Raw genomic sequence first — 22,133 nt, 5'->3', positions numbered from 1 at the left:
ATTCTTTATATTCAAGTTAAAAAAACTCTTTCCACTACCAAATACTGATAGTGGAAAGAGACTTTTTCAAGCGGATTGCTTTATTCGTTTCTATTGCTAGGATCGTTAGGATCGCTTGGGTTGCTTGGTTTGTCAATATTAGGTGCTTGTTCGTGACCTGTTGACTCACCTTCATCTTCTGACCCTTCAGATTCGCGACGATCTCTATCAGAACTTTCGTTATCTGATGTGTTGCTGAGTTCATGTTGTTCGCGGCGAATATCTTCGTAAGATTTACCGTACTTACCTTCTTTGAAGTCCGGATCTTCTTCGCTCACTACTTTAGCAGAATCATAATCGACTTCTGGTAATACGCCATCGTAGAAGAGTGATTGAATTTGTTCTGCTACTAATGTTTCTTCTGTTAATAATGACTTAGCAATGAGTTTCAATTGAGACTCATGCTCAAGCAAGATTTGTTTACAACGTTCATATTGTTCTTTGATGATACGTTGTACTTCTTTATCAATTTCATAAGCAATTTGACCTGAGTATTCAGGATCGTCTTGCATATCTTTACCTAAGAAGACTTGACCACTGTTGCTGCTTGAGAATTGAAGTGGTCCGAGTTTCTTACTCATACCATATTCGGTAACCATTTTACGCGCGATATTTGTAGCACGTTCAAAGTCGTTGGAAGCACCTGTAGATACTTCACCAAAGTTAATATCTTCAGATACACGTCCACCGAGCAAGCCACAAATCTTATCGAGCAGTTCAGGTTCCGTCATCAAGAAGCGATCTTGTTTAGGTAACATCATAGCATAACCGCCAGCTTGACCACGTGGCACAATCGTAACTTTGTGTACGACTTCTGCTTCGTCAAGCACCATACCGATGACAGTATGTCCTGCCTCGTGGTGCGCTACGATATTGCGCTCTTTCTCAGAAATAACACGTGATTTCTTAGCTGGACCAGCGATAACACGGTCAGTTGCTTCTTCAATGTCTCGCATATCGATCTTCTTCTTACCTTCACGTACAGCAATGAGTGATGCTTCGTTAAGTAAGTTCTCTAAGTCTGCACCAGAGAAACCTGGTGTACGTTGAGAGATCGCTTTAAGATCCACTGTTTCATCAAGTGGTTTATTCTTCGCGTGAACATGCAGAATTGCTTCACGGCCTTTAACATCAGGACGACCCACTTGAATTTGTCTGTCGAAACGACCTGGACGTAATAAGGCTGGGTCAAGGATATCAGGTCTGTTTGTAGCGGCAATCATGATGATACCTTCGTTCTCACCGAAACCGTCCATTTCAACGAGAAGTTGGTTCAGTGTTTGTTCACGTTCGTCGTGACCGCCGCCAACACCAGCGCCACGTTGACGACCTACTGCATCAATCTCATCGATAAAGATGATACAAGGTGCGTTTTTCTTCGCATTCTCGAATAAGTCACGCACACGACTCGCACCGACACCTACGAACATCTCTACGAAGTCAGAACCACTAATAGAGAAGAACGGTGCGCCAGCCTCACCAGCTACAGCACGTGCAAGTAATGTCTTACCTGTACCTGGAGGTCCTACTAAGAGAACACCTTTAGGGATACGAGAACCCATTTGTTTAAATTGTTTGTTGTCTTTCAAGAAGTCAACGATTTCAATTAATTCTTGTTTCTCTTCATCAGCACCAGCTACGTCAGAGAAGCGAACACGTTTCTTCTGACTGTCGTACATCTTCGCTTTGGATTTACCAAAGTTCATCATACGACCGCCGCCACCGCCACCTTGGGCTTGGCTCATGAAGAATAAGAAGAGGATAAAGATGACTACTACTGGAATGAGTGACGTCAAGATTTGACTGAAGACACCTTGTTTTTCTTCCTCTTTAACTGTTAGTTTCAAGTCTTTTTGACTTTTCGCTTTGTCAGTAATTTTTTCTAATTCTTTATCATTGTTATAAAGAATTGTTGAAGAATAATCTTTATCATTCTTCGTCTTACCACTTACCATGTAGACATTTTGCTCTGGTTTAATTTCGAGTGATTTCAAATCACCATCGTTAAGCTTTTTCTCGAACTGGTTGTACGTCAACTGCTTCGGCGAGTTGCCGTTACCGTTAATCCATGAGAATAAGCCAAAGATAATGACGCCGACAATTACAATGACGAGCAAATTGCGAAAGGCTTTCTGCATGTGCGATTTCCTCCTACTTCTATAATAAAACTAACCAAAATTTTAACATAATTATTCATTTGCAAGCTAGCAAACAAACTCTCGCCACAGTCTCTACAACACAGATAGAGACTCAGGCATGAACGATCTCTATACAAGATCTGAGCATTTCTGAATATATAAATCTACGTATACATCTAATAAGTATAAAGACACGATTCAGTAAATGAGCAACGTTATATATAAGCATGCTGAGTGGCAGAAACCCACTCAGACATGGCATACGACAACGTTAGGGGCGAACCACAATTAATATGTAAATACTGCCCTAATTAGTAAGTATATATCATCACAATAGATGATTAAATCTTACTGCATTATTTATTATAAATTTCTTCTTTAAGTGTACCGATATAAGGTAAGTTACGATAATTCTCGTTATAATCGAGACCATAGCCGACCACGAAGTCATCCGGTATCTTCTTACCTACATATTTCGCTTCGATATCTGCTTTACGTCGGTTAGATTTGTCTAATAAAGTGACAATCTCTAAAGAGTTCACACGACGCGCTTGCAATAATTCAGTAATAGACTTCAACGTTGTGCCTGTTTCAAGAATATCTTCGATGATCAATATATCTTTACCTTCGATAGAAGCGCCTAAATCTTTGAGAATTTGAACTTCCCCAGTCGATTCAGTACCGCCATGATAGCTAGAAACGTCCATGAAATCGATAGTAACATGCGTATCAATATGTTTAATTAAATCTGCCATAAACATCACTGAACCCTTTAAGATACCAACACATACCAAGTCTTTACCTCGATATGCTTCTGTGATCTCACGTCCTAACTCTTGGCATAAAGTTTGAATCTCTGCTTCTGTGAGCAGGATTTCTTGTAAATCATTCTTCATATACTACCTCTCCTATATCTTGAATAGCTAATTGCTGCTGGAATGGCTTCCGTACATAAAGGGAGCCCACAGCGATAATCTCTTCATTCGCCGCTTCGACAATCGGCATACGCTGTCTTTCAGAGGTCAAGACTTTCTGGTCTATAAATATACGGCTGACCTTCTTCGTCCCTGTATGATGATTGAGAGCAACACGATCTCCATCTTTCTTCGTTCTCACTCTTAATGGCAATATGTCTTGAGGTAGTTCTTGTCGTACTACAATTTCATAATGATCAAAGTGATACGTACCCGCTTCACGAATCGTTAGTGGAGATGATGGTTCACCACTGCTTGAATTAGCCATTATTATAAATTTATCATAAGCTATACGAATTATCCATTTATCTGTAGTGTGGACTTCAGCTTGAGCAACCGTCCCCTCAATTTGTTCAAACCAAGCTTGATACATCTTCTCTGATAGCGGTTGATGATCGCCGATGGAAGCGAAGATTTGATCCAATACTTCTACTTTAACATTGTACGATAACTCGCCGAAAGCCTCTCTGCTGACTTCATAGTATGTTTGACCCCGTGTTGTTGCACTTTGTCGTTGGATAAAGGTCCGTGCCTGTTGTTGAATTTGACTGCGTTGCGCGTCGTGCCAACCTTTTAACCGCAACAGTTGTGCAGGGTCTAGTTGCACGTTGTTATCCACCTCAGGTAAAATGCGATTTCGAATATCATTGCGTACATACGCATTGGAGGCATTTGTTCCATCTTCGTAAAATGAAACTTGGTGTTGCTGTTGGTACTGCTGAATCGTTGCTTTCGACGTTTCAAGTAAAGGCCGTACGAGTCGATAATTATGACGACGCTGCGTTTCGGCCATACCTAAACTATTACGCGTAGAACGTCCAGTGAACAAGCGATAAAAAATGGTTTCAATTTGGTCATCTTGATGGTGCGCTGTGAGTAAGACATCACCTGCAATCGCTCGCATCTGTAGATCAAACCACTCATAACGCGCCTGCCTCGCTTGAGCTTCAATACTGCGACCTGTTGCCACCGTTGCTGACAAATCCAAACGCGTACAGTACAACGGAATTTGATGCGTCGCGCAATAGTCTTGTAATAGCTGAGCTTCTTCCTCTGACTGCGCTCTCAATCCATGATTCACATGCAAACAACTCAACTGCTGATAAGTCTCAGATAACTCATGCACTAACGTATGCAACAAACACATACTGTCGATGCCGCCCGACACCGCTAGGACGATATGATCTTGAACGTCCCATAACGTTTCGTTCACTTTCAACGATCTTGACCCCCTTTCATTATGATAAGCGTACCTCTTGTCAAATAGCCTCAATAATCACCAATGCGAATTGACGCTCGCCATCCTTTACTATTTCACGACTTATGTATCAGATTCATAAAAAAGAGGCTGTCTGAACATCTCTTCCCTTTGTCTCGAATGCTCAGCTAGCCTCTATCTCACCTAACATCACACGTTCGTATATATCAACTATATCGGATGTATGTTAGCGTATTAGAACACAGGTATGATTCAATTGAGTGAAGTACGGCTCTAGAAAGATACATCGCAATTAACGACGTGCACCTCGACCTCCACGTCTTGATTCTGTTTGACGTTTGATTGTCGTTAATTTATCTTCACTGTCCTTTAAGAAATTGCTTAATTTCTTCTCAAAATCTGCTTCTTTATTTTGAGATGATCTATGATGTGATCTGCGGTTATGACGACGTGGGCGATCTTTCGCTTTCTTGATTGAAAGACTAATCTTACCATCGTCAGCAATAGAAAGTACTTTCACTTCCACTTCGTCCCCTACTGATAAATGGTCTTCCACGTTCTCAACGTAATTGTCCGCCACTTCACTAATATGCACTAAGCCACTCTTACCTTCAGGCAATTCAACGAATGCGCCAAATTTTTTAATTCCAGTGACTTTGCCTTTAAGCTTGTTTCCTACTTCGATTGACATATTGTAAATAAATCCTCCCGGTATGATTTCAAGTTATCACTATTATATGCCTGTTTAGATAATTTAACAATGGTAGAATGAACCGAAAGATTATTTTTTCTCCTGTATGATTGCATTGCAGTGCATGATACGCACTTTCTCACGTGAGTTAAAATGCCCACACGATCTCAAGCAGTCACTATTTCTTATCATCTTTCGATCCAGAATCATCCTTCTTAGATTGATCATCAGGCAATTTGAAGATGACTTCTCCATCATTACTTAAATAATAGTCGTCACGTGCGACTTTCTTAATGTAACTCTTCTTATTAAGATTGTTCAGTTTCTCTTTCAATGCTAGTTCTTCATCTTGTTGTTTCTGATACTTCTGTTCTTTTTGTTGTCGAATGTGTGCATCATGGTCATTCTGATGCTTCTGCGCAACAACCATGATAGATAGGACAATGATGACGAGTAGTAACAAGCCACCGATAAAGGTCATACGGCGACGGACCACGCGCTTCTTGGCTTGGATGCGCTTTTTCTTCTTATTCTCATATGAGGTATACTGATTGCCGATGTCTTGTACTTTCTTACTCATGTCGTGCCCCTCTCTTAAGACTCGCTTACTTTCTCTTCTTTCACAACTTCGTACATACCTTTCGCATTCGCTTTATTCGCATGCTCGCTTAATCCAGTCACTTTGACCGTCACGATCTTCTGACCGAAACGAATGACGAGTTCGTCACCTTCTTTGACATCTGTGCCTGCTTTGGCTACATTGCCATTCACTGTGATGCGTCCTTGGCTACTAATTTCTTTCGCCAAAGTACGGCGTTTCACTAGGCGAGACACTTTGAGATATTTATCTAATCTCATGCTTCATGACCTCCTCGCTCAATGTATTCTTTCAATTCTTCTTCGCTTAAATCTTTATTTTTTGTCTTATCATACAACTTCAAGAAATGCTCTGCAAATACTTTTTCAAACTTCACTCGTGTTGGCTTACCTTCTTTACGTTTCGCCTCAGCCCAGATCTCCTGTAAATCCGATTCATCTTCCGCATGTGCTTCACCGAAGATATGTGGATGTCGGCGGATCATTTTATCATTTAAGCTTGCAATGACCTCTCCGATATCGAAATAGCCTTCCTTCTTACCGATACTTGTGTGTAACAATACTTGTAAAAGTATGTCACCTAACTCTTCGATCATGTGCCAATCATCTTCGTTATCGATAGCTTCAAAGAGCTCGAAAGATTCTTCGAGTAAATAACGTTTCAGAGAATCATGCGTTTGCTTTTTATCCCAAGGACAGCCTTTCTCATCATCCACAAGCAAATCAATCACTTCAGTCGCATAAGTGAAATCGCTGTAGTATGCTTGTGCCGCTTCAACACGTGGAACAAAGACACTTGTCAGGTTCGTAAAAGCGTCACTCTCAAAGTCTAGCTCGTGTAACGGCACTGTCTGACGCGTAGCCCCTGTCGCATGCACGCCTGTAACGATGGAAACTGGATGATCATCGGGATAACGCTCCATCAAGGTAATCTTCACATCGCCTGCTACGAGACTGCTATAGACCTGCGTGATTAAGGTATGATTGCGAATATTTAATTGATCAGCTTTAAGCGCTGTCGCATCAAGTAAGGTAAAGCCATCATTAGGGTCTACCTGAACCGCTTCAAACACATCATCGAGGAAACTGCGACCTCCATGAACTTGTACTGTTAGCGCGTCATCTTTAGCTGCTGCTTCAAACAACAAGCGTGTCGTCGTTTCCGCAACGCGAGGATGACCTGGAACTGCATAAACGACATCTTGCTTATGAGCTGTTGTAATCAGTTCATCTGTAATCGCTTGATAGACATCTTCAAATTGTTCATGCGCCTCATAGAGATGATCAAAGCCTTCAAAGCGCACTTCGTCTTGCAACTCATTGATGACTGGGTGTTCTAACGTTCGTGCGTAGACAAGCGACTGCGCTTTCAAATAACGATAAACACCTAAAGTCATATCCTCTAAGCTATGATTTCCTAATCCTACTATCGTAATTGAATGTGTCATCGACGTCTTCCTCTCTTATACTGATATAGTTTGTCGCCAAATGGTAAATGTTTCACTTCTTTATAGGATAACAAACGCAATTTGACTACTAATATCACCGTGGTAATGATACCTGCTAACGCACTGATGATTAACGTAATCAGGCCGCTGATACGACCGTGTATTGGAAAGCAGAACATGAGAACTTGAACGACAATCGTCATTCCTATCATCACTAAGATGAGTTTACCCACAAATGCTTTCATGCGATGCAATGGATAGAGCTGCATCACTTTGCGATGTAAGATTCCAGCAAAGATAGCTAAGGAAAGCACCGTACTGACGCTCAAGCCCAACGTGTGAATCATAGGTATGAGCACTAGGTTACCTATTATTTTACTACAGAGACCTACACCTAAACCAATCAGAACGGTCTTCTCTTGTTGTTTCACTTGCAGTAATGCGATATCCATCATAATGAGCGAGACGCAAATTACCGTCAACATGAAGACACTCAACGTTCCTGGTAGACTGTTATTCTCGAAGAAGACGATGTTTAACGATGGCATTAAGTTGACCAAACCCACTCCTGCTGCAGTACTGATGAGAATCGTTACCTTTAAAGAGGCGTTAATGTAACGACTTACGAGATGATGCGCCTCTTCTCTCACTGCTTTAGACAGTAATGGTAAGAGAACGAAACTAAACGTCGTCGTAATGATGAGTCCCATTTGAATAAAGGATGGGCCTCTATCAAAGATCCCTTTCTGTTCAATCGCTTCTTTAAAAGGAACACCTACTGCTTTTAACAGGCGAATAACGGTAAAGCTATCCACGATTTGCCACAACAGGACGAGTATCTGACTTACCGAGAAGATAACGACGGCTAAGAAGAAATGGCGCCATTCAATCGGCGTGCGCGTTTCCTCGGCTAACGTAAGTTTAAAGGGACGACGTGAAATGAAAAAGATGCTTGCCCCTAACGCACCGATAACGGAACCACCGATCGAGAGTGTTGCAGCTTGGTAGACGGTCCAATCCTGCTTGACAAAACAGCCGATAGCGATAAAGATAATACTTACTCTAATGAGCTGCTCTATTACCTGGGAAATAGCAGGCGGATTCATGTTCTGTGCAGATTGATAATACGCACGACAGACGCCTAATATTCCAATGAATAAAAAGCTAGCGCTCGCCACTCTCAATATAGTGGTCAAACTTGGATCGCCCATCAAGCGGGTTAACCATGGTGCACAAATAAAACAGATAATAAATAAACTGATGCCAAGCGTTTGTACCACAAGAAGCATTCGTGTGTATCGTGCACTTGAGCGTTCCGCCTCAAAGATTTGAGTAATTGCACTTGGTATAGCCGTTGCCGATAAGATGCCTCCAAGTGCTAATAATGGATACACTTGTTGATAAGCATAAAGTCCTGAGTCACCTAGAATGTTCTGATAGGGTACGCGGTAAAGCGCGCTTAATATCTTGATAATAATCAAAGCTGCGGTCAGAACCACTACCCCATTGAAAGCGGTCTTTGATTTAGTCTTCATCTCGTACTGTCATACTCTCCTCTATACATTTAACTAAGAATTTCAAGTTGTCGAGGGTGTTGGCACTCTTGTTTAAATTCACTTTCATTTGTCCTTCTTTCACACCGAGTTTCATCGCTCGTCCAAGCGGTTGTGTCGCTTTGAATAATGCTTCACCATTCACGTCATTCGTACCTTGTTGAGAGAGCAGTACTTCGACTTGTTTGCCCTGCTCTTTGATAGAAGTAATGCCTGCATGTAAAGCATAGACTTTGATTTCCATCATATCTAACAAGCGTTCCACTTCTGGTGGATATTCGTTAAAGCGATCGATGAGTTCATCTTTAACATCTCTGAGTTGTTCCATCGTTTCTAGTTGACGAAGCTTTTTATAAATCTCAATCTTCGCTTGCTCGTTAGGAATATATTGCGCTGGTAGATACGCATCAATATTGAGCTCAATTTCCACTTCTGGCGCATCAGGTTTCTCTTCCTTAATGCCTCGTTTCTCATTAACGGCCTCTTCAAGCATTTGAGAGTAGAGGTCAAAGCCGACGGAATCGATAAAGCCGCTCTGTTGTTTACCGAGGAGATTACCTGCACCACGTATGTTTAAATCGCGCATCGCAATCTTGAATCCAGAACCCAGCTCCGTAAACTCTTTGATGGCTTGAAGACGATCTTCTGCTGTCTCTGTCAGCACCTTGTTCATCGGATGCAAGAAGTAAGCATAGCCAATTCGACTTGAGCGTCCTACACGACCACGTAATTGATACAACTGACTGAGGCCGAAGCGGTCTGCATTCTCAATGATCAGCGTGTTAGCATTAGGCACATCGACACCCGTCTCAATAATCGTCGTTGTCACGAGAATGTCGAACTCGTGGTTGATAAAGCTGAGCATCGTTTCCTCTAAATCACGCTCGGTCATCTGACCATGGGCAACGGCGATATTCGCATCCGGCATGAGCATTTGTAGCTGCTCACGTTTTTCATATATCGACTGAACTTGGTTGTATAAATAGAAGACTTGTCCATCACGTGACAGTTCACGTTCCAAGGCTTCTTTAATAAAATTAGAGTTCTGCTCGACTACGTAAGTTTGCACTGGGAAGCGGTTCTCAGGTGGTGTTTCAATTACTGAAAGATCACGTACACCTAACATACTCATATGTAAGGTACGTGGGATAGGTGTGGCTGTCAGTGTTAGCACATCGACATTCGTCTTAAGTTGTTTAATCTTCTCTTTGTGACGCACACCAAAGCGTTGCTCTTCATCGACGACGAGAAGGCCTAAATCTTTGTACTCGACAGTCTTACCTAATAATTTATGTGTACCTACAACGATATCGACGTAACCTGATTTCAGTCCCTCTTTCGTTTGCTTGATTTCTTTGCTCGTTCTAAAACGACTCATCAGCTGAATTTCGATTGGGAAATCTTGCATACGCTCAATTAACGTTTCATAGTGTTGCTGAGCGAGAATCGTCGTCGGCACTAAGAAAGCGACTTGCTTGCCTTCCATGACTGCTTTAAAAGCTGCGCGAACGGCGACTTCCGTCTTACCATAACCTACGTCACCGCATAGCAAGCGATCCATCGGTTTCGTGCGTTCCATGTCACCTTTAATCTCTTCAATGGACTTCGCTTGGTCTGGCGTTAATTCGAATGGGAAATCCATTTCGAAATCGTGTTGTTCTGGTGTATCAGGACCAAATTTGTGACCTTGTGCCATCTCACGTTCTTTGTACAGTTCAATGAGTTCATCTGCGATATCTTCAACACTTTGTTGAACCTTCGCTTTCGTCTTCTTCCATTCTGAACCACCCAATTTATTCAATCTTGGTGATTTATCTTCGGAAGCGACATATTTCTGAACTTGATCCATCTGATCGACAGGAACGAAGAGTTGATCGGTACCTTTATATTGAAGCTTAATATAGTCTTTATGAATACCGTTCACTTCGAGGGTTTCGACACCCAAATAGCGTCCTACCCCGTGATGTACGTGCACGATGTAGTCGCCGACCTTCAAGTCTTGGTACGATTTAATCTTTTCCGCATTTGAAATCGTCTTCGTACGCTTGCGTTTCTTCTTCTGTTTAGATTTAAACAGTTCACGTTCTGTGACGATCGCCAATTGCATGTACGGTAGTTCAAAGCCTTCAGATAGACTACCTTCCGTAATAACTGCTTGACCGCCAGTAATCTCGTTACTCACCGTATCTAAGAACGTCGGAATGTGCATCTCATTGAGCATAGACTGAATACGTTCTTTCTTCGACTCCGTTTCAACGAGCACGACGACGGTATAGTCATTGTTAACGTAGCGTTGGAACTCTGAACGCATGATGTCGTATTGACCATAGAATTGTTGAACAGGTTTGCAAGAGAATTTGATGATATGCTCAATCTTCGTATTCATCGTTGCTGTAAAAAGAGTGAAGTATGTAATCTTGTAATCCTCTAGCAAGTATTCAACACTGTCATCTTTTAGGAATTGTTGTCCAATGAAACCTTTACCACTCTCAATGAGTTGAGACATAAAGTCTTCGGTTTCTACTGTTAACGCTTCTTCTGTCTCTTTCACACGGTTGAACTCATCCACGATGACAATCGCATTACTTTTAAAATAATCAATCAACGTCGCGGGCTGTTCGTACATAAAGGCAACGAGACGTCGCAACACTTGATGATCGAAGAAGTCCGATTCAAAGAGCTGGTAGCTTTCAAGCGTCTCTTTCAAATCATTGCGCACAGCTTTATCAATCTTCGGACGTGTCTCTTCGTAGGCAGCTTGCACGTTGCGCTTCGTCTGTTTGAGCACTTCGTCTGTGATAATATAGTCACTTGCTGTCGTGATGTGCACGTGCTCGATATTCTGATTGGAACGTTGTGTTTCCACGTCGAAATCACGGATTGAATCGACTTCTGTATCAAACAGCTCGATACGAACGGGGTCACCAATCAGTGGGTAAATGTCGATGATGCCCCCACGCAACGAGAACTCACCAATATGAGACACGACGCTTTCACGTCGATACCCCATGTTGACGAGTTTATTGAGAAATTCATCAACGTCAATGTCGTCGCCTACTTCGAGTTCAACTTGATGATTCTTCCATAATTCGACAGGTGTGAGCCACTTCTTCAAACCATTTAATGGCACGATAAATAACCCTCGTCGTTCTTCTACGAGTGCAGTGAGGGTTCTCACACGTTCACTCATGAACTCAGGGCTTTGAGTAGAGAACTCTTCAGTCATGATATCTTGAAGAGGATATTTGTATAACTCTGTCGAATCGACAAATTGTAAGAGATCTTGCTCTAGCTTCTCAGCTTGATAGAGATTGTTCGTCACCACGAGCATCTGCTCATGGCTGTTCAAGAACTTCTCCGCTATGATGGCAGCTTTCGCTGAAGCGGAGAGGCCTGTCACTAGTACATTACTCTGTCCAACTACACTGTCTAATTCTTGATAACGTTTATCTGTCTTTATATAGTTCGTTATTATTGATTTCAATTGACCTCACCATTATATTTATTCATTACATTATCGAAATCAGATGTTTCGATATAATCTTCAACTGCGTATGCCGCATGTTCAATCACTTTCTCCATTACTTTCATTTCTTCCTTGGAGAACTTCTGCAATACATAATCTGGAACAGACATGCCATTCGTCGGACGTCCTACGCCGATACGAATGCGTTTAAATTGATCTGTACCGATCATTTTAATAATTGATTTCATCCCATTATGGCCGCCTGCACTACCCTTTTGACGCAGACGCACTTGCCCTTGAGATAAATCTAAGTCGTCATACAGCACGAGTAAATCTTCTGTATCAATATTATAATAATCCATGAGTGGCGCGACCGCTTCACCCGACAAGTTCATCATCGTCAGCGGTTCCACGAGCATCACTTTCTCGTTGCCTATACGTTCAATCGTATAAGCCGCCTTAAACTTCTGTTTATCCATTTTAAAATGTTGTCGTTCAATCAAGTGATCGATCACTTCAAATCCAATGTTATGTCTTGTAAGTTCAAAACGTTTCCCTATATTACCGAGACCAACAATACATTTCATTGTGTTACCTCCGCTTGTTGCGCTAATTTCCGCGTTGCTCACGCGAGACGTATTCCTGTATATCATAACATAACTCTTTACCCAAAGTCGTATGCGAATCATGCGATGGATATAGAAAAAGTTGGAATATCCTCTACTAGTCAAACACATCAACCTAAACTTTCGATGCGTTGAGGATATTCCAACTTCATTACAATATTAATGATTGTCTGATGTTTGCTGCGCTCTATCTTTACCGTCGATGTGTTCTTGAATATGTTCACTGAGCACGACCCAGCCTCTCCAGCCGATGTGCACAGCATCACTCATCGTATGCGGCTCGTAGTCTTCAGAACGCATGTCATAAATCGTACCATGCTTATCATGTTGCTCAATCACATGTTGAATCTTGTCGTACACTTTATAGCGTTTCTCCGGCTTGATATTGATATGATCATACCATTTACCATTGACCGGTAAGATCACGTATTGAACATCTGCACCTGAAGCATTTAAAGTATCTGTAAGTAACTCTAAATCTTTAAATTCAGGTGAATTCATCTTAAACTCATGATTTCTTGAGATGAAATGACGATGTTTTTGCAACTGTTTCCAGTATGGATCTTTAATACCGAATTCGTTGCTCTTACTGTGCTTGTCACCAAACTTCACCGCTTGTGGTTCTAGTTGATCCAAATCTCGTTCTTTCTCCGGCGCTTTGTCTACACGTTGACTAAGTGGTGATAGTGAGATTGGCTTGTGACTTTTAATCGCCTCAATCTTCTGCCAGTTGTTCATCTTCCACGGGCTCATAAAATGACCTGAAGTATCGCCATTGACGTAATCTTTAAGAAAATCATTATCCTTGTTCGCTTTGAAATCTAACAAACGCTTCACGTAACGTTTCTTCAATTCAACTGGGATATCTTTGTTTTCAAAAATCGCGTTAACTTGCTCTTTAGAAGAACGTCCTGTGTAGTTGTTATCGTTAACGCCTTTCTTTGAGAACCATTGAGGTGATATTAACACCGTCATCTTTTTACCCTTTAAATTCGAATATTGCGCGCCTAATGTAATGGCTTGAATCAAACTCGTCGATCCACCTTTACCTACGTAGAACATGTGTTGATCTTTGTGCTTCAACAAGATAGCTGACTGATACGGATCGTCTTTGTTGAGCTCACTTGATCCGTAGACGGGATAGAAATCATCATTCTTTAACATAGCACTTTGAATTTCCGTGCCTTTAAGTACGTTGTCAGAAAGGGACACGCTTTGTTTGCATAGCTTAGATGTCGTCCACTTCTGTTGGTACCATTGGGCGGGCGTTAATAGAAACCCAATAAACAGGATGGCGCTCAACACCAAAGCTATCATTGCTGGATATTTCTTCATCGGAGGTCGTTCAATACGTCAACAATCTTGTTAGGTGTTGCCCATTCATCACGATCAAAGTCCATGACAGACACTTCAATGCCAAGTTGGTTCTGGATTTCGAGTAATAATCCAACTGTTTGCATGGAGTCAATGATCCCTTCTTCGAACACTTCGATGTCCGGTTGTTCTTTCACGATGTCGTCTTCTGCTACTTCTGCTAATATATCTAATACTTGTTCTCTAAATTCCATATGAGTACTCCTTTATAACTATCCTTTTTTGTTTGTAATTATTTAAATAATACACCTGAGAATATCAAGAAACCAAATGCTACAAAGTGGAAAGTGATAATAATACTTAAGATGTTGAATACTGGATGCTTAAGCTTACCGAAGCGTTTTTTACGCCATTTTTCATAATAACTATATAGAATAAATAAAGCGGCATGGTAGAAACCATATATGATGTAGAACCATTCAAGTCCATGCCAAATCCCCATAATTCCGAAGTTCACGAGGAACCCGAAATTGGAAATATTCAACGGCTTCTTCATCATCTTGTTCTTCGTCATATAGAAGACGATGCGCATGTAAACACAGTCTCGGAACCAGAACGACAAGCTCATATGCCAACGGTTCCAGAAATCTTTAATGTTCTTCGCTTTAAATGGCTGGTTGAAGTTCATTGGTGTCTGAATACCATAAATGTAACTGAGCGCTACAGCAAATAAACTGTAACCTGCAAAGTCAAAGAACAGATAGAAACTATATGCATACATGTACTTCCAGTAGTCGACAAAGGTCGTTAAATGATGTGCTTGTAACGGCACGATGCCATAACTATGGATGAGATGCGCAATAATATATTTATATAAGAAGCCAAGCATGATGTAATGCACTGCTTTTTCCAATAAACCGCGATACGTCTTCGCATCGGGTGTTTTGTCGTCGTCTTTCACGAAACGTTTATAACGGTCGATAGGACCTGAAGATATCGTTGGGAAGAACGTAATAAATTGAACGAGTTTCATAATTGAAACATTCTTAATTGAGCCGTCACGTAATTCCATGATGAGTTGTACACTTTTAAACATCACATAAGAGATACCTAGGAAGCCGAAGAGTTCGACCAAGCGTGAACTATGCAAATGCAATTGACCATGGCCTAACCATGAGCTTTGACAAATCTTCACTATCGCGAGTGGAATAATCGACAATACAAAGGCACTGATATAAAGCGCAGTTGAATTCGTTACCGTACGCACGCGTTCGTAACCTTTGATAATCACGACTTGCCAAATAATATATAGAATGAAACTCAACAGTTGATAACTGAGATATTCATTGTCGAATAAATTATGTTTGTGATCTGAAAAGATCAAGACAATCATAATTACAGTACTAATAAAGTTGTAAATCTTTGAGCGTTTGCCAAATAAACCTAACAGAATAATCGGTATGAGAACGATAAATGCAATTAAGAAGAAATGAAAGTCGCCATAAGGTGTCATGAGCCGTATACCTCATTTACTTTCTTGCGATCTAATTTACCGTTATTCGTTAAAGGAAGTTGGTCGACAAACTCAAATTTACGCGGAATCATATAATCCGGTAGTTCGCTCTTCAAACGCGCTTTCAAGTCATGCGTTGCTTGCTTCTCATCTTCAATAGGTGCTGTAGTCGCTACAACGCCAAGTAAATGACCAACTTTACCACGGCGATAGATTGGAACGACAATCGCCTCTCTCACTTCTGTTTGTTTCTTCAATTTCGCTTCGATTTCTTCTAACTCCATGCGATAACCGTTAAACTTAATCTGATTATCAACTCGGCCTTGAATATACCAATTACCATCTCGATAAACGGCACTATCTCCGGAATAATAAGCGCGACGTCCATCTTGCTCAAAGAAGACTTTCGCACTGCGTTCAGAATCTTTCACATAACCTGCACTGACACTTTGACCTGTAATTACGAGCTCACTATCCTCAGTCAAACTCAACTCTGTACCAGGGCGTGGCACACCGACAGGAATGACTTCGTGGTTAGCTAGTAGCTCGTCAGTAACTAACACGCTCGTCACCGCTACAGTAGCCTCAGTAGGACCATACGTATTCCAGACTTTAGCGTTCGGGAACTTGTTTAATAACATTGTCGCTGTTTTATGCCCTAATATTTCTCCACAGAAGAGGAACGTCTCCATCGATGTCTGTGACGCCTCGTCTAAGTTAGGCAACATTAAACACAGTTCCATAAAGGACGGTGTTGAAACCCAAACGTTGATGTCTTCGCGTTGGAATAACTCGTGCAACAACATCGGTTTGTTAATCATCGTCTTATCGATGAGCTGAATTGTGCCTCCTGATAATAGCGCCGGATAAATTGCCATCACTGAAAGGTCAAATGATAGCGGTGCCTGGTTTAACCAGTGTTGCCCTTCTTTATTCTCATTTAACGTCACGACCCAATTCGCAAATTCTACTAAACTATCATAATAAATTTGCACACCTTTAGGTTCGCCTGTTGAGCCAGAAGTAAAGATAGTATACGCAATTGAGTCGCCTTGGATGCCTTGTAGTTCTGCTTCAGTTGACGAACTACCCTCAAGCTGCTCAATCGTGATGACTTCAGCTATATCACTCGTGAAAGTTTCGTCTGTTGTATTGAATATATAATCAGGTTCAATCTTTGAAATAATGGATTGAATCCGTTGTTCAGGAATCGAAGTATCTACAGGAATGTAACCACAATACGCTTTAAGCGCGCCAATCATACCTACAATCATGTAAGGTGACATATGACCATAGACTAAGATGGGTTTCGTACTCTGTTGTATCATGTGGGCTAAACGTGTAGATTGTTCGTCTAATGCTTGATATGTGAGTGTTTCATCTTCATGTTGTATCGCATTCGTACATGGTTGAGTTATACTGAAGTGCGCTATGCTTTGTAATATGTCTTTCATCTAATTAAACTCCTCGATGTAGTTTAGAATTCGTTATAAATAAATGTATTCTCTGTTTGGCCTGTGCCGTATATCAAATACAAGACAACCATGATGACGAGGTAAAATAGCGTCAATAATGTAATCTTTATGTATGGATTTTGAATTTTACTCATAAACACTACCCTTTTCTTTGCTTAATAAAAAATTTACACACTTATAAATCCTATTTAAATGTAATTCAAACCGCAAATCTTGTCAAATTTTTCATTGATAATTATTTTAAGGTCTGAGGTTTAACCTATTTTTATAAAGTGGTAATTATAGTAGCGAATTTATTAATTTATGTAAATTTATAAAATATTTCATTATATGTTCCTATCAGAGTATAATACAGATTGATTTTATTTAAAAGTCTACTTTAATAGATTAATAAGTATACTTGGACAACGAATTTAATGAATTCACTGCAACCTCGTTGAGAGTGCGCTCAACGTCATGCTAGTGCTATATACATCAAGTTATATTGCCACCGTCCTAAAGACTACACATAACGCCCGCCACTCACCTTCTCACAGCTACAAAAAGCGCTACCCCCATTTAAGGAGATAGCGCCTTGCATCATCACAACTTTATCAAGTTGTTCATGTGAAGTAGAGAGAAGATTATTCTTCTTCTTTGTCTTCACTGTCTTCTTCGTCATCTTTTTCGCCAACAACTTCTGGTTCTTCCGCTTCAGAATCGCCTTCCATTTCTTCGATTTCTTCTTCAGAAGGTTCGTCAGTTGGAGGAACGACTGTAACAACTGAGTCGTTTTCGTCGTTTTCAATAGTGAAGTCACCTTTAGTCTTAAGGTCTTCAACTGAAATTGAGTCGTTGATATTAAGTTCAGAAATATCAACTTCGATGTATTCAGGGATATTTTCTGGTGTAGCTGTTACTTCAAGGTCGAATAGTGGTTGTTCAACTACGCCACCTTCTTTAGCACCTACAGCTTCACCTACTAAGTGTACAGGTACTTCAACTGTACGTTCTTCACTCATGTTGATCGCTAAGAAGTCGATGTGAGTGATTTTGTTTTTAAGTGGGTCAAATTGGTAGTCAGATACCATGACTTTGATTGTCTTTGAACCTACACCTAAATCGATAACCCCGTTACGTCCAACTTCACGGATAACTTTGATGAATTCTACTTCATCAACTTTAACTGAAACGTTCTTAGTACCATAACCGTAAACAACACTAGGTACTTTACCAGAATTTCTTAACGCCTTTAATTCTGAGCGTGTTTGTTTACCTTGACGAATGATTGACTTTAATGAAGCCATATTCATTTCCACCTTTCAAAGTTGCTCTATCTAGAGCTCCTCACTTGCCCATCAACTTTACCGTTGCTTGCAAGTGTTTATTTGTCCGTAAAATCACGAACGAAATTATTATACACAGAATGCTACGATTAGTCAAATAGTACACTGACAGATTCGCGTTCGTAAACACGTACGATCGCTTGAGCCATTAATTCAGCCACTGACAAGCGTTTCGTATTCTCTGGTTTGCGTGATTCGTCTAAGTTAATAGAGTTAGTCACTACGAGTTCTTTAATCGCTGAATTCTCAATACGTTCTTTAGCTGGACCTGATAACACAGGGTGTGTACAACAAGCGTAAACTTCTTTAGCACCTTTGTCTTTAAGTGCTTGAGCTGCAAGTGTGATTGTACCAGCTGTATCGATAATATCGTCGATAATAATCGCTGTGCGTCCTTCGATTTCACCCACGATATTCATAACCTCTGCCACGTTTGGTTTAGGACGACGTTTGTCGATGATTGCGATCGGTGTTTTTAAAATGTCTGCAAGTTTACGTGCACGTGTTACGCCACCGTGGTCTGGAGATACAACGACGCATTCCTCTGGATCGATTTGTGTATCGTTTTTAAAGTAATCTGCTAAGATAGGCACACCCATTAAGTGGTCGATTGGAATATCGAAGAAACCTTGAATTTGTGGTGCGTGTAAGTCAAGTGCAATCATGCGATCAGCGCCTGCTGTTTCAATAAGGTTCGCTACAAGTTTCGCAGTGATCGGTTCACGACTACGTGCCTTTCTATCTTGACGTGCATAACCGTAGTAAGGTACCACGATGTTGATGTTTGCTGCAGAAGCGCGTTTACAAGCATCAATCATAATGAGCAATTCCATTAAATGTAAGTTAACGGGATAAGATGTGGGTTGGATGATAAAGACATCACAGCCACGGATACTCTCTTCTATATTGATTTGAATTTCACCGTCACTAAAACGTTTAACTGAACATTTACCTAATTCAATACCTACACTATCAGCAACTTCTTGAGCGAGTGGTTCATTCCCCTTTAACGAGAAGATTTTTAAAGAAGAATTCTTATATTCATTGTTTAACATTTATAGTCCTCCAATTAGTTTGTTCAATTCGAATATGCTTTAACATGTGCGAAAGTTTAAGTCCATTTCTCAATATAAAAGATGGCAGTTGCAATCACCCTTACAAGTTATCCGCAACATACTTACCAAGGCCTTACTGAAAGACGTTAGCGCAACCGCTGCTCATTCGTCTTCTTCCTACCATACGATTATTCTGAAATTCTGCTTACCTCTCTTATGTTGTTTCTTTACTATACCCTTTTACGCAAAAACGCTTACATCCAATAACGATACTACGTTACTTTACTGTGAATCAACGCTTGTCAGTAAAATAACCTTCTTTCGTCGTCTGACGTGAACGTGCGAGCGCGAGACTATCTTCCGGTACGTCATCCGTAATCGTAGAGCCTGCTGCAGTCGTTACACGATCACCTAAAGTGACAGGCGCGATGAGGTTCGTATTACAACCGATAAAGCCTTCTTTACCGATGACCGTCTTGAATTTATTTTTACCATCATAGTTCACTGTAATAGAGCCACAGCCTACGTTCGTGCGTTCGCCGATCTCAGCGTCGCCGATATAACTGAGGTGAGGCAGTTTCGCTCCAGCTTTGACGTCGGATTTCTTAACCTCAACAAAGTTACCGACTTTCACGCCTTCACCAATGTTGGACTCTGGGCGAAGTTGTGCAAACGGTCCAATCTTCACGTCATCTTCCACTTGAGATGCATCGATGACAGATTGTTTAATAGACACATTGTTGCCGATTGTACTATTTGTGATTTCGGAATACTGACCGACTACCGTATCTTCACCGATAGACGTCTTACCTGCCAGTTTCACACCAGGTTCAATAACTGTATCCATACCGATTGTGACGTCACTTTCGATGTATGTAGTTGTTGGATCAATGATCGTTACACCATTGCGCATATGTTTCTCATTAATACGTAAACGTAACGCTTGAGCTGCTTGACTCAACATGACGCGATCGTTTACGCCCATAATTTCATCAAAGTCATCAGTATGATAGATTTCCACTGTTCCGTTATCTTCCAAGATCAGTGATAACACGTCTGGTAAATAGTACTCACCTTGCGCATTATCGTTCTTCACTTGAGCTAATTTGTCAAATAGCACAGCGTTGTCAAAGGCGAAGATGCCTGAACTGATTTCGTCTATCGCTTGCTCTTCGTCACTTGCATCTTTCTGCTCGACAATCTTTACGAGCTTTCCTGCTTCGTCTTTCACGATACGACCATATCCAAATGGATTAGGCGCTGTAGCCGAAAGCACTGTCGCTTGCGCATGATGTGATTCGTGATGTTCGAGCAATGCGCGAAATGTTTCTTCTGTTACGAGTGGCGTGTCACCACATACGACTAACGTTGTTCCGTCTTGGTTGGCAAAATGTTCTTCAGCCATCTTCACTGCATGCGCTGTACCAAGCTGTTCTTCTTGGAAACTGTATTGTGATTGCTCACCCAACGTTTCCTTAACATGCTCAGCACCATGACCGACGATTGTGACAATGTCCTCCACGCCTGAACCTTTCACGTTATTGACCACATGTTCAATCATTGATTTGCCTGCAAGTTCGTGTAGCACTTTGTACTTCTTCGATTTCATACGTGTACCCTTGCCCGCTGCGAGTACGATTGCACGTCTATGCATGAATGCTAACCCTCCATTAAAAATTACACTTCTATCCTATTATAATTTAACGCAATACTACCTTTCAAGGTCGAAAGGGTGAATGTAAACTGAATTCAAAATATTTAACTGTTCCGTCAAAAAATTGGAGTTCATTTAGAAAGGTATTTCTTTCGGGCAGATGTATGCCAGCTCGCTATTGAAGTTGAAATTTAGGGAAGTTCTCCATCAGTAGGAATTTATAGCGCACTTATTACATCTTTTAAAATCAAAAGTAAGTTTTCGAAATTTATACTATTGTTCTTTATTAACGTTTAGTATATTTTTCTATTGTTATAAATGTTAAAGTAGAATTGAAAGACAACACGAGGAGGTGTGTAATTAATGTGGTGGATTATTACTATAGGTATCGCAGCAGTATGCTTTATCATCGTGCTCATTTTTGGAGCAGTAGATGGAGTTAGAAATCCTCATAAATATCCTAACCACCTATCTGACGAAGAAAAAAGACGCCAAGCGCATAGGGAGAAACGCCAAAACAATTCATAAAAACCATACCCGTTGTGCGAACTTTATCTCCAACATTACACTTCACTCAACCAAAAAAATTGAGTTCTGACAGCTTTATTTGCTATCAGAACTCAATTAATCTATCTCTATAGGGTGTGTGCCATGTTTCATGTCATGCCACACATCTGTATTCAATCTTATGCTTCAGTATCTTCTGAGTCACTTGTTTCCGCATCATCTTCTGATGGTTTCGCATTCTTATCTGGAATAACTTCATCAGTTTCATCGTATACTTTCATGACTGCGTCTTGAATTTCTTGTCTCATGTCTGAATTGATTGGGTGTGCGATATCACGGAATTCACCGTCGGGTGTTCTCTTGCTTGGCATCGCGACGAAAAGACCTGAGTTGCCTTCAATTACGCGTAAGTCATGAACTACGAATGATTCATCAAGCGTAACTGAAACAAGTGCTTTCATTCTACCGTCTGTTTCTATCTTTCTAAGTCTTACATCTGTCACTTTCATGTAGTGAGCCCCCCTAGTATCTCTTTGTAT

20 protein-coding genes are annotated in these 22,133 nt (G+C 40.9%); 1 reads left to right on the top strand and 19 read right to left on the bottom strand.

Features of this window, described 5'->3' with window-relative positions:
• Window positions 1-80: 80 nt before the first annotated feature.
• From ftsH to glmU, 18 genes are all read right to left on the bottom strand, one after another.
• On the bottom strand, window positions 81-2,177 hold the full coding sequence (gene ftsH, locus CD039_RS08920) for an ATP-dependent zinc metalloprotease FtsH (protein ID WP_103372018.1): 2,097 nt from the start codon (window positions 2,175-2,177) through the stop codon (window positions 81-83).
• Window positions 2,178-2,533: 356 nt separating this feature from the next.
• The gene (hpt, locus tag CD039_RS08915; protein ID WP_103372017.1) at window positions 2,534-3,073 is read right to left on the bottom strand and encodes a hypoxanthine phosphoribosyltransferase; all 540 of its coding nucleotides are present in this window, start codon (window positions 3,071-3,073) and stop codon (window positions 2,534-2,536) included.
• Window positions 3,063-4,364: a tRNA lysidine(34) synthetase TilS gene (gene tilS / locus CD039_RS08910; RefSeq protein WP_326847739.1), complete on the bottom strand. Its 1,302-nt coding sequence runs from the start codon at window positions 4,362-4,364 to the stop codon at window positions 3,063-3,065. Before tilS ends, hpt begins: the two co-directional genes overlap by 11 nt.
• Before the next feature lie 298 nt (window positions 4,365-4,662).
• Window positions 4,663-5,061 carry a S1 domain-containing RNA-binding protein gene (locus CD039_RS08905; protein WP_002473075.1) on the bottom strand — a complete coding sequence of 133 codons (399 nt, stop codon included), beginning with the start codon at window positions 5,059-5,061 and terminating at the stop codon, window positions 4,663-4,665.
• 178 nt (window positions 5,062-5,239) lie between these two features.
• Entirely contained in the window at window positions 5,240-5,641 is a 402-nt protein-coding gene (locus CD039_RS08900; protein ID WP_103372015.1) for a septum formation initiator family protein, read from the bottom strand.
• 14 nt (window positions 5,642-5,655) lie between these two features.
• Window positions 5,656-5,919, bottom strand: coding sequence for an RNA-binding S4 domain-containing protein (locus CD039_RS08895; protein WP_002473046.1), 264 nt, complete (start codon window positions 5,917-5,919; stop codon window positions 5,656-5,658).
• On the bottom strand, window positions 5,916-7,106 hold the full coding sequence (locus CD039_RS08890; RefSeq protein WP_103372014.1) for a MazG nucleotide pyrophosphohydrolase domain-containing protein: 1,191 nt from the start codon (window positions 7,104-7,106) through the stop codon (window positions 5,916-5,918). The genes CD039_RS08895 and CD039_RS08890 overlap by 4 nt, the downstream gene beginning before the upstream one ends.
• Window positions 7,103-8,641 carry a polysaccharide biosynthesis protein gene (locus CD039_RS08885; RefSeq protein ID WP_103372013.1) on the bottom strand — a complete coding sequence of 513 codons (1,539 nt, stop codon included), beginning with the start codon at window positions 8,639-8,641 and terminating at the stop codon, window positions 7,103-7,105. Before CD039_RS08885 ends, CD039_RS08890 begins: the two co-directional genes overlap by 4 nt.
• Window positions 8,631-12,143: a transcription-repair coupling factor gene (mfd, locus tag CD039_RS08880; protein ID WP_103372012.1), complete on the bottom strand. Its 3,513-nt coding sequence runs from the start codon at window positions 12,141-12,143 to the stop codon at window positions 8,631-8,633. The genes CD039_RS08885 and mfd overlap by 11 nt, the downstream gene beginning before the upstream one ends.
• A complete protein-coding gene (pth, locus tag CD039_RS08875; RefSeq protein ID WP_002473074.1) occupies window positions 12,140-12,712 on the bottom strand; it encodes an aminoacyl-tRNA hydrolase in 573 nt (190 codons plus the stop codon). Before pth ends, mfd begins: the two co-directional genes overlap by 4 nt.
• 198 nt (window positions 12,713-12,910) lie before the next feature.
• Window positions 12,911-14,086: a D-alanyl-lipoteichoic acid biosynthesis protein DltD gene (gene dltD / locus CD039_RS08870; protein WP_103372011.1), complete on the bottom strand. Its 1,176-nt coding sequence runs from the start codon at window positions 14,084-14,086 to the stop codon at window positions 12,911-12,913.
• The gene (dltC, locus tag CD039_RS08865; RefSeq protein ID WP_002473079.1) at window positions 14,083-14,319 is read right to left on the bottom strand and encodes a D-alanine--poly(phosphoribitol) ligase subunit 2; all 237 of its coding nucleotides are present in this window, start codon (window positions 14,317-14,319) and stop codon (window positions 14,083-14,085) included. The genes dltD and dltC overlap by 4 nt, the downstream gene beginning before the upstream one ends.
• A 38-nt stretch (window positions 14,320-14,357) precedes the next feature.
• The gene (dltB, locus tag CD039_RS08860; RefSeq protein ID WP_103372010.1) at window positions 14,358-15,578 is read right to left on the bottom strand and encodes a D-alanyl-lipoteichoic acid biosynthesis protein DltB; all 1,221 of its coding nucleotides are present in this window, start codon (window positions 15,576-15,578) and stop codon (window positions 14,358-14,360) included.
• Entirely contained in the window at window positions 15,575-17,032 is a 1,458-nt protein-coding gene (gene dltA, locus CD039_RS08855; protein ID WP_103372009.1) for a D-alanine--poly(phosphoribitol) ligase subunit DltA, read from the bottom strand. The genes dltB and dltA overlap by 4 nt, the downstream gene beginning before the upstream one ends.
• Window positions 17,033-17,055: 23 nt before the next feature.
• Complete coding sequence (locus CD039_RS08850; protein WP_002473071.1) at window positions 17,056-17,187, bottom strand: teichoic acid D-Ala incorporation-associated protein DltX; 132 nt, start codon at window positions 17,185-17,187, stop codon at window positions 17,056-17,058.
• Window positions 17,188-17,676: 489 nt separating this feature from the next.
• A complete protein-coding gene (locus tag CD039_RS08845; RefSeq protein WP_002473042.1) occupies window positions 17,677-18,339 on the bottom strand; it encodes a 50S ribosomal protein L25/general stress protein Ctc in 663 nt (220 codons plus the stop codon).
• A 128-nt stretch (window positions 18,340-18,467) separates the two neighbouring features.
• Complete coding sequence (locus CD039_RS08840; RefSeq protein WP_002473064.1) at window positions 18,468-19,433, bottom strand: ribose-phosphate diphosphokinase; 966 nt, start codon at window positions 19,431-19,433, stop codon at window positions 18,468-18,470.
• Between the two features lie 292 nt (window positions 19,434-19,725).
• On the bottom strand, window positions 19,726-21,087 hold the full coding sequence (glmU, locus tag CD039_RS08835; protein ID WP_103372008.1) for a bifunctional UDP-N-acetylglucosamine diphosphorylase/glucosamine-1-phosphate N-acetyltransferase GlmU: 1,362 nt from the start codon (window positions 21,085-21,087) through the stop codon (window positions 19,726-19,728).
• 363 nt (window positions 21,088-21,450) lie between these two features.
• On the opposite strand from glmU, the gene CD039_RS11895 reads away from it, so the two are divergent.
• The gene (locus CD039_RS11895) at window positions 21,451-21,615 is read left to right on the top strand and encodes a hypothetical protein (RefSeq protein ID WP_167386250.1); all 165 of its coding nucleotides are present in this window, start codon (window positions 21,451-21,453) and stop codon (window positions 21,613-21,615) included.
• A gap of 158 nt (window positions 21,616-21,773) precedes the next feature.
• On the opposite strand, the gene spoVG is transcribed toward CD039_RS11895, so the two are convergent.
• Window positions 21,774-22,103 carry a septation regulator SpoVG gene (gene spoVG / locus CD039_RS08830; protein ID WP_002473066.1) on the bottom strand — a complete coding sequence of 110 codons (330 nt, stop codon included), beginning with the start codon at window positions 22,101-22,103 and terminating at the stop codon, window positions 21,774-21,776.
• Between the last annotated feature and the right edge of the window lie 30 nt (window positions 22,104-22,133).

It is taken from the genome of Staphylococcus argensis, assembly GCF_002902305.1.
Lineage (GTDB): Bacteria > Bacillota > Bacilli > Staphylococcales > Staphylococcaceae > Staphylococcus > Staphylococcus argensis.
This window is presented reverse-complemented; position numbering and strand designations above follow the sequence as displayed.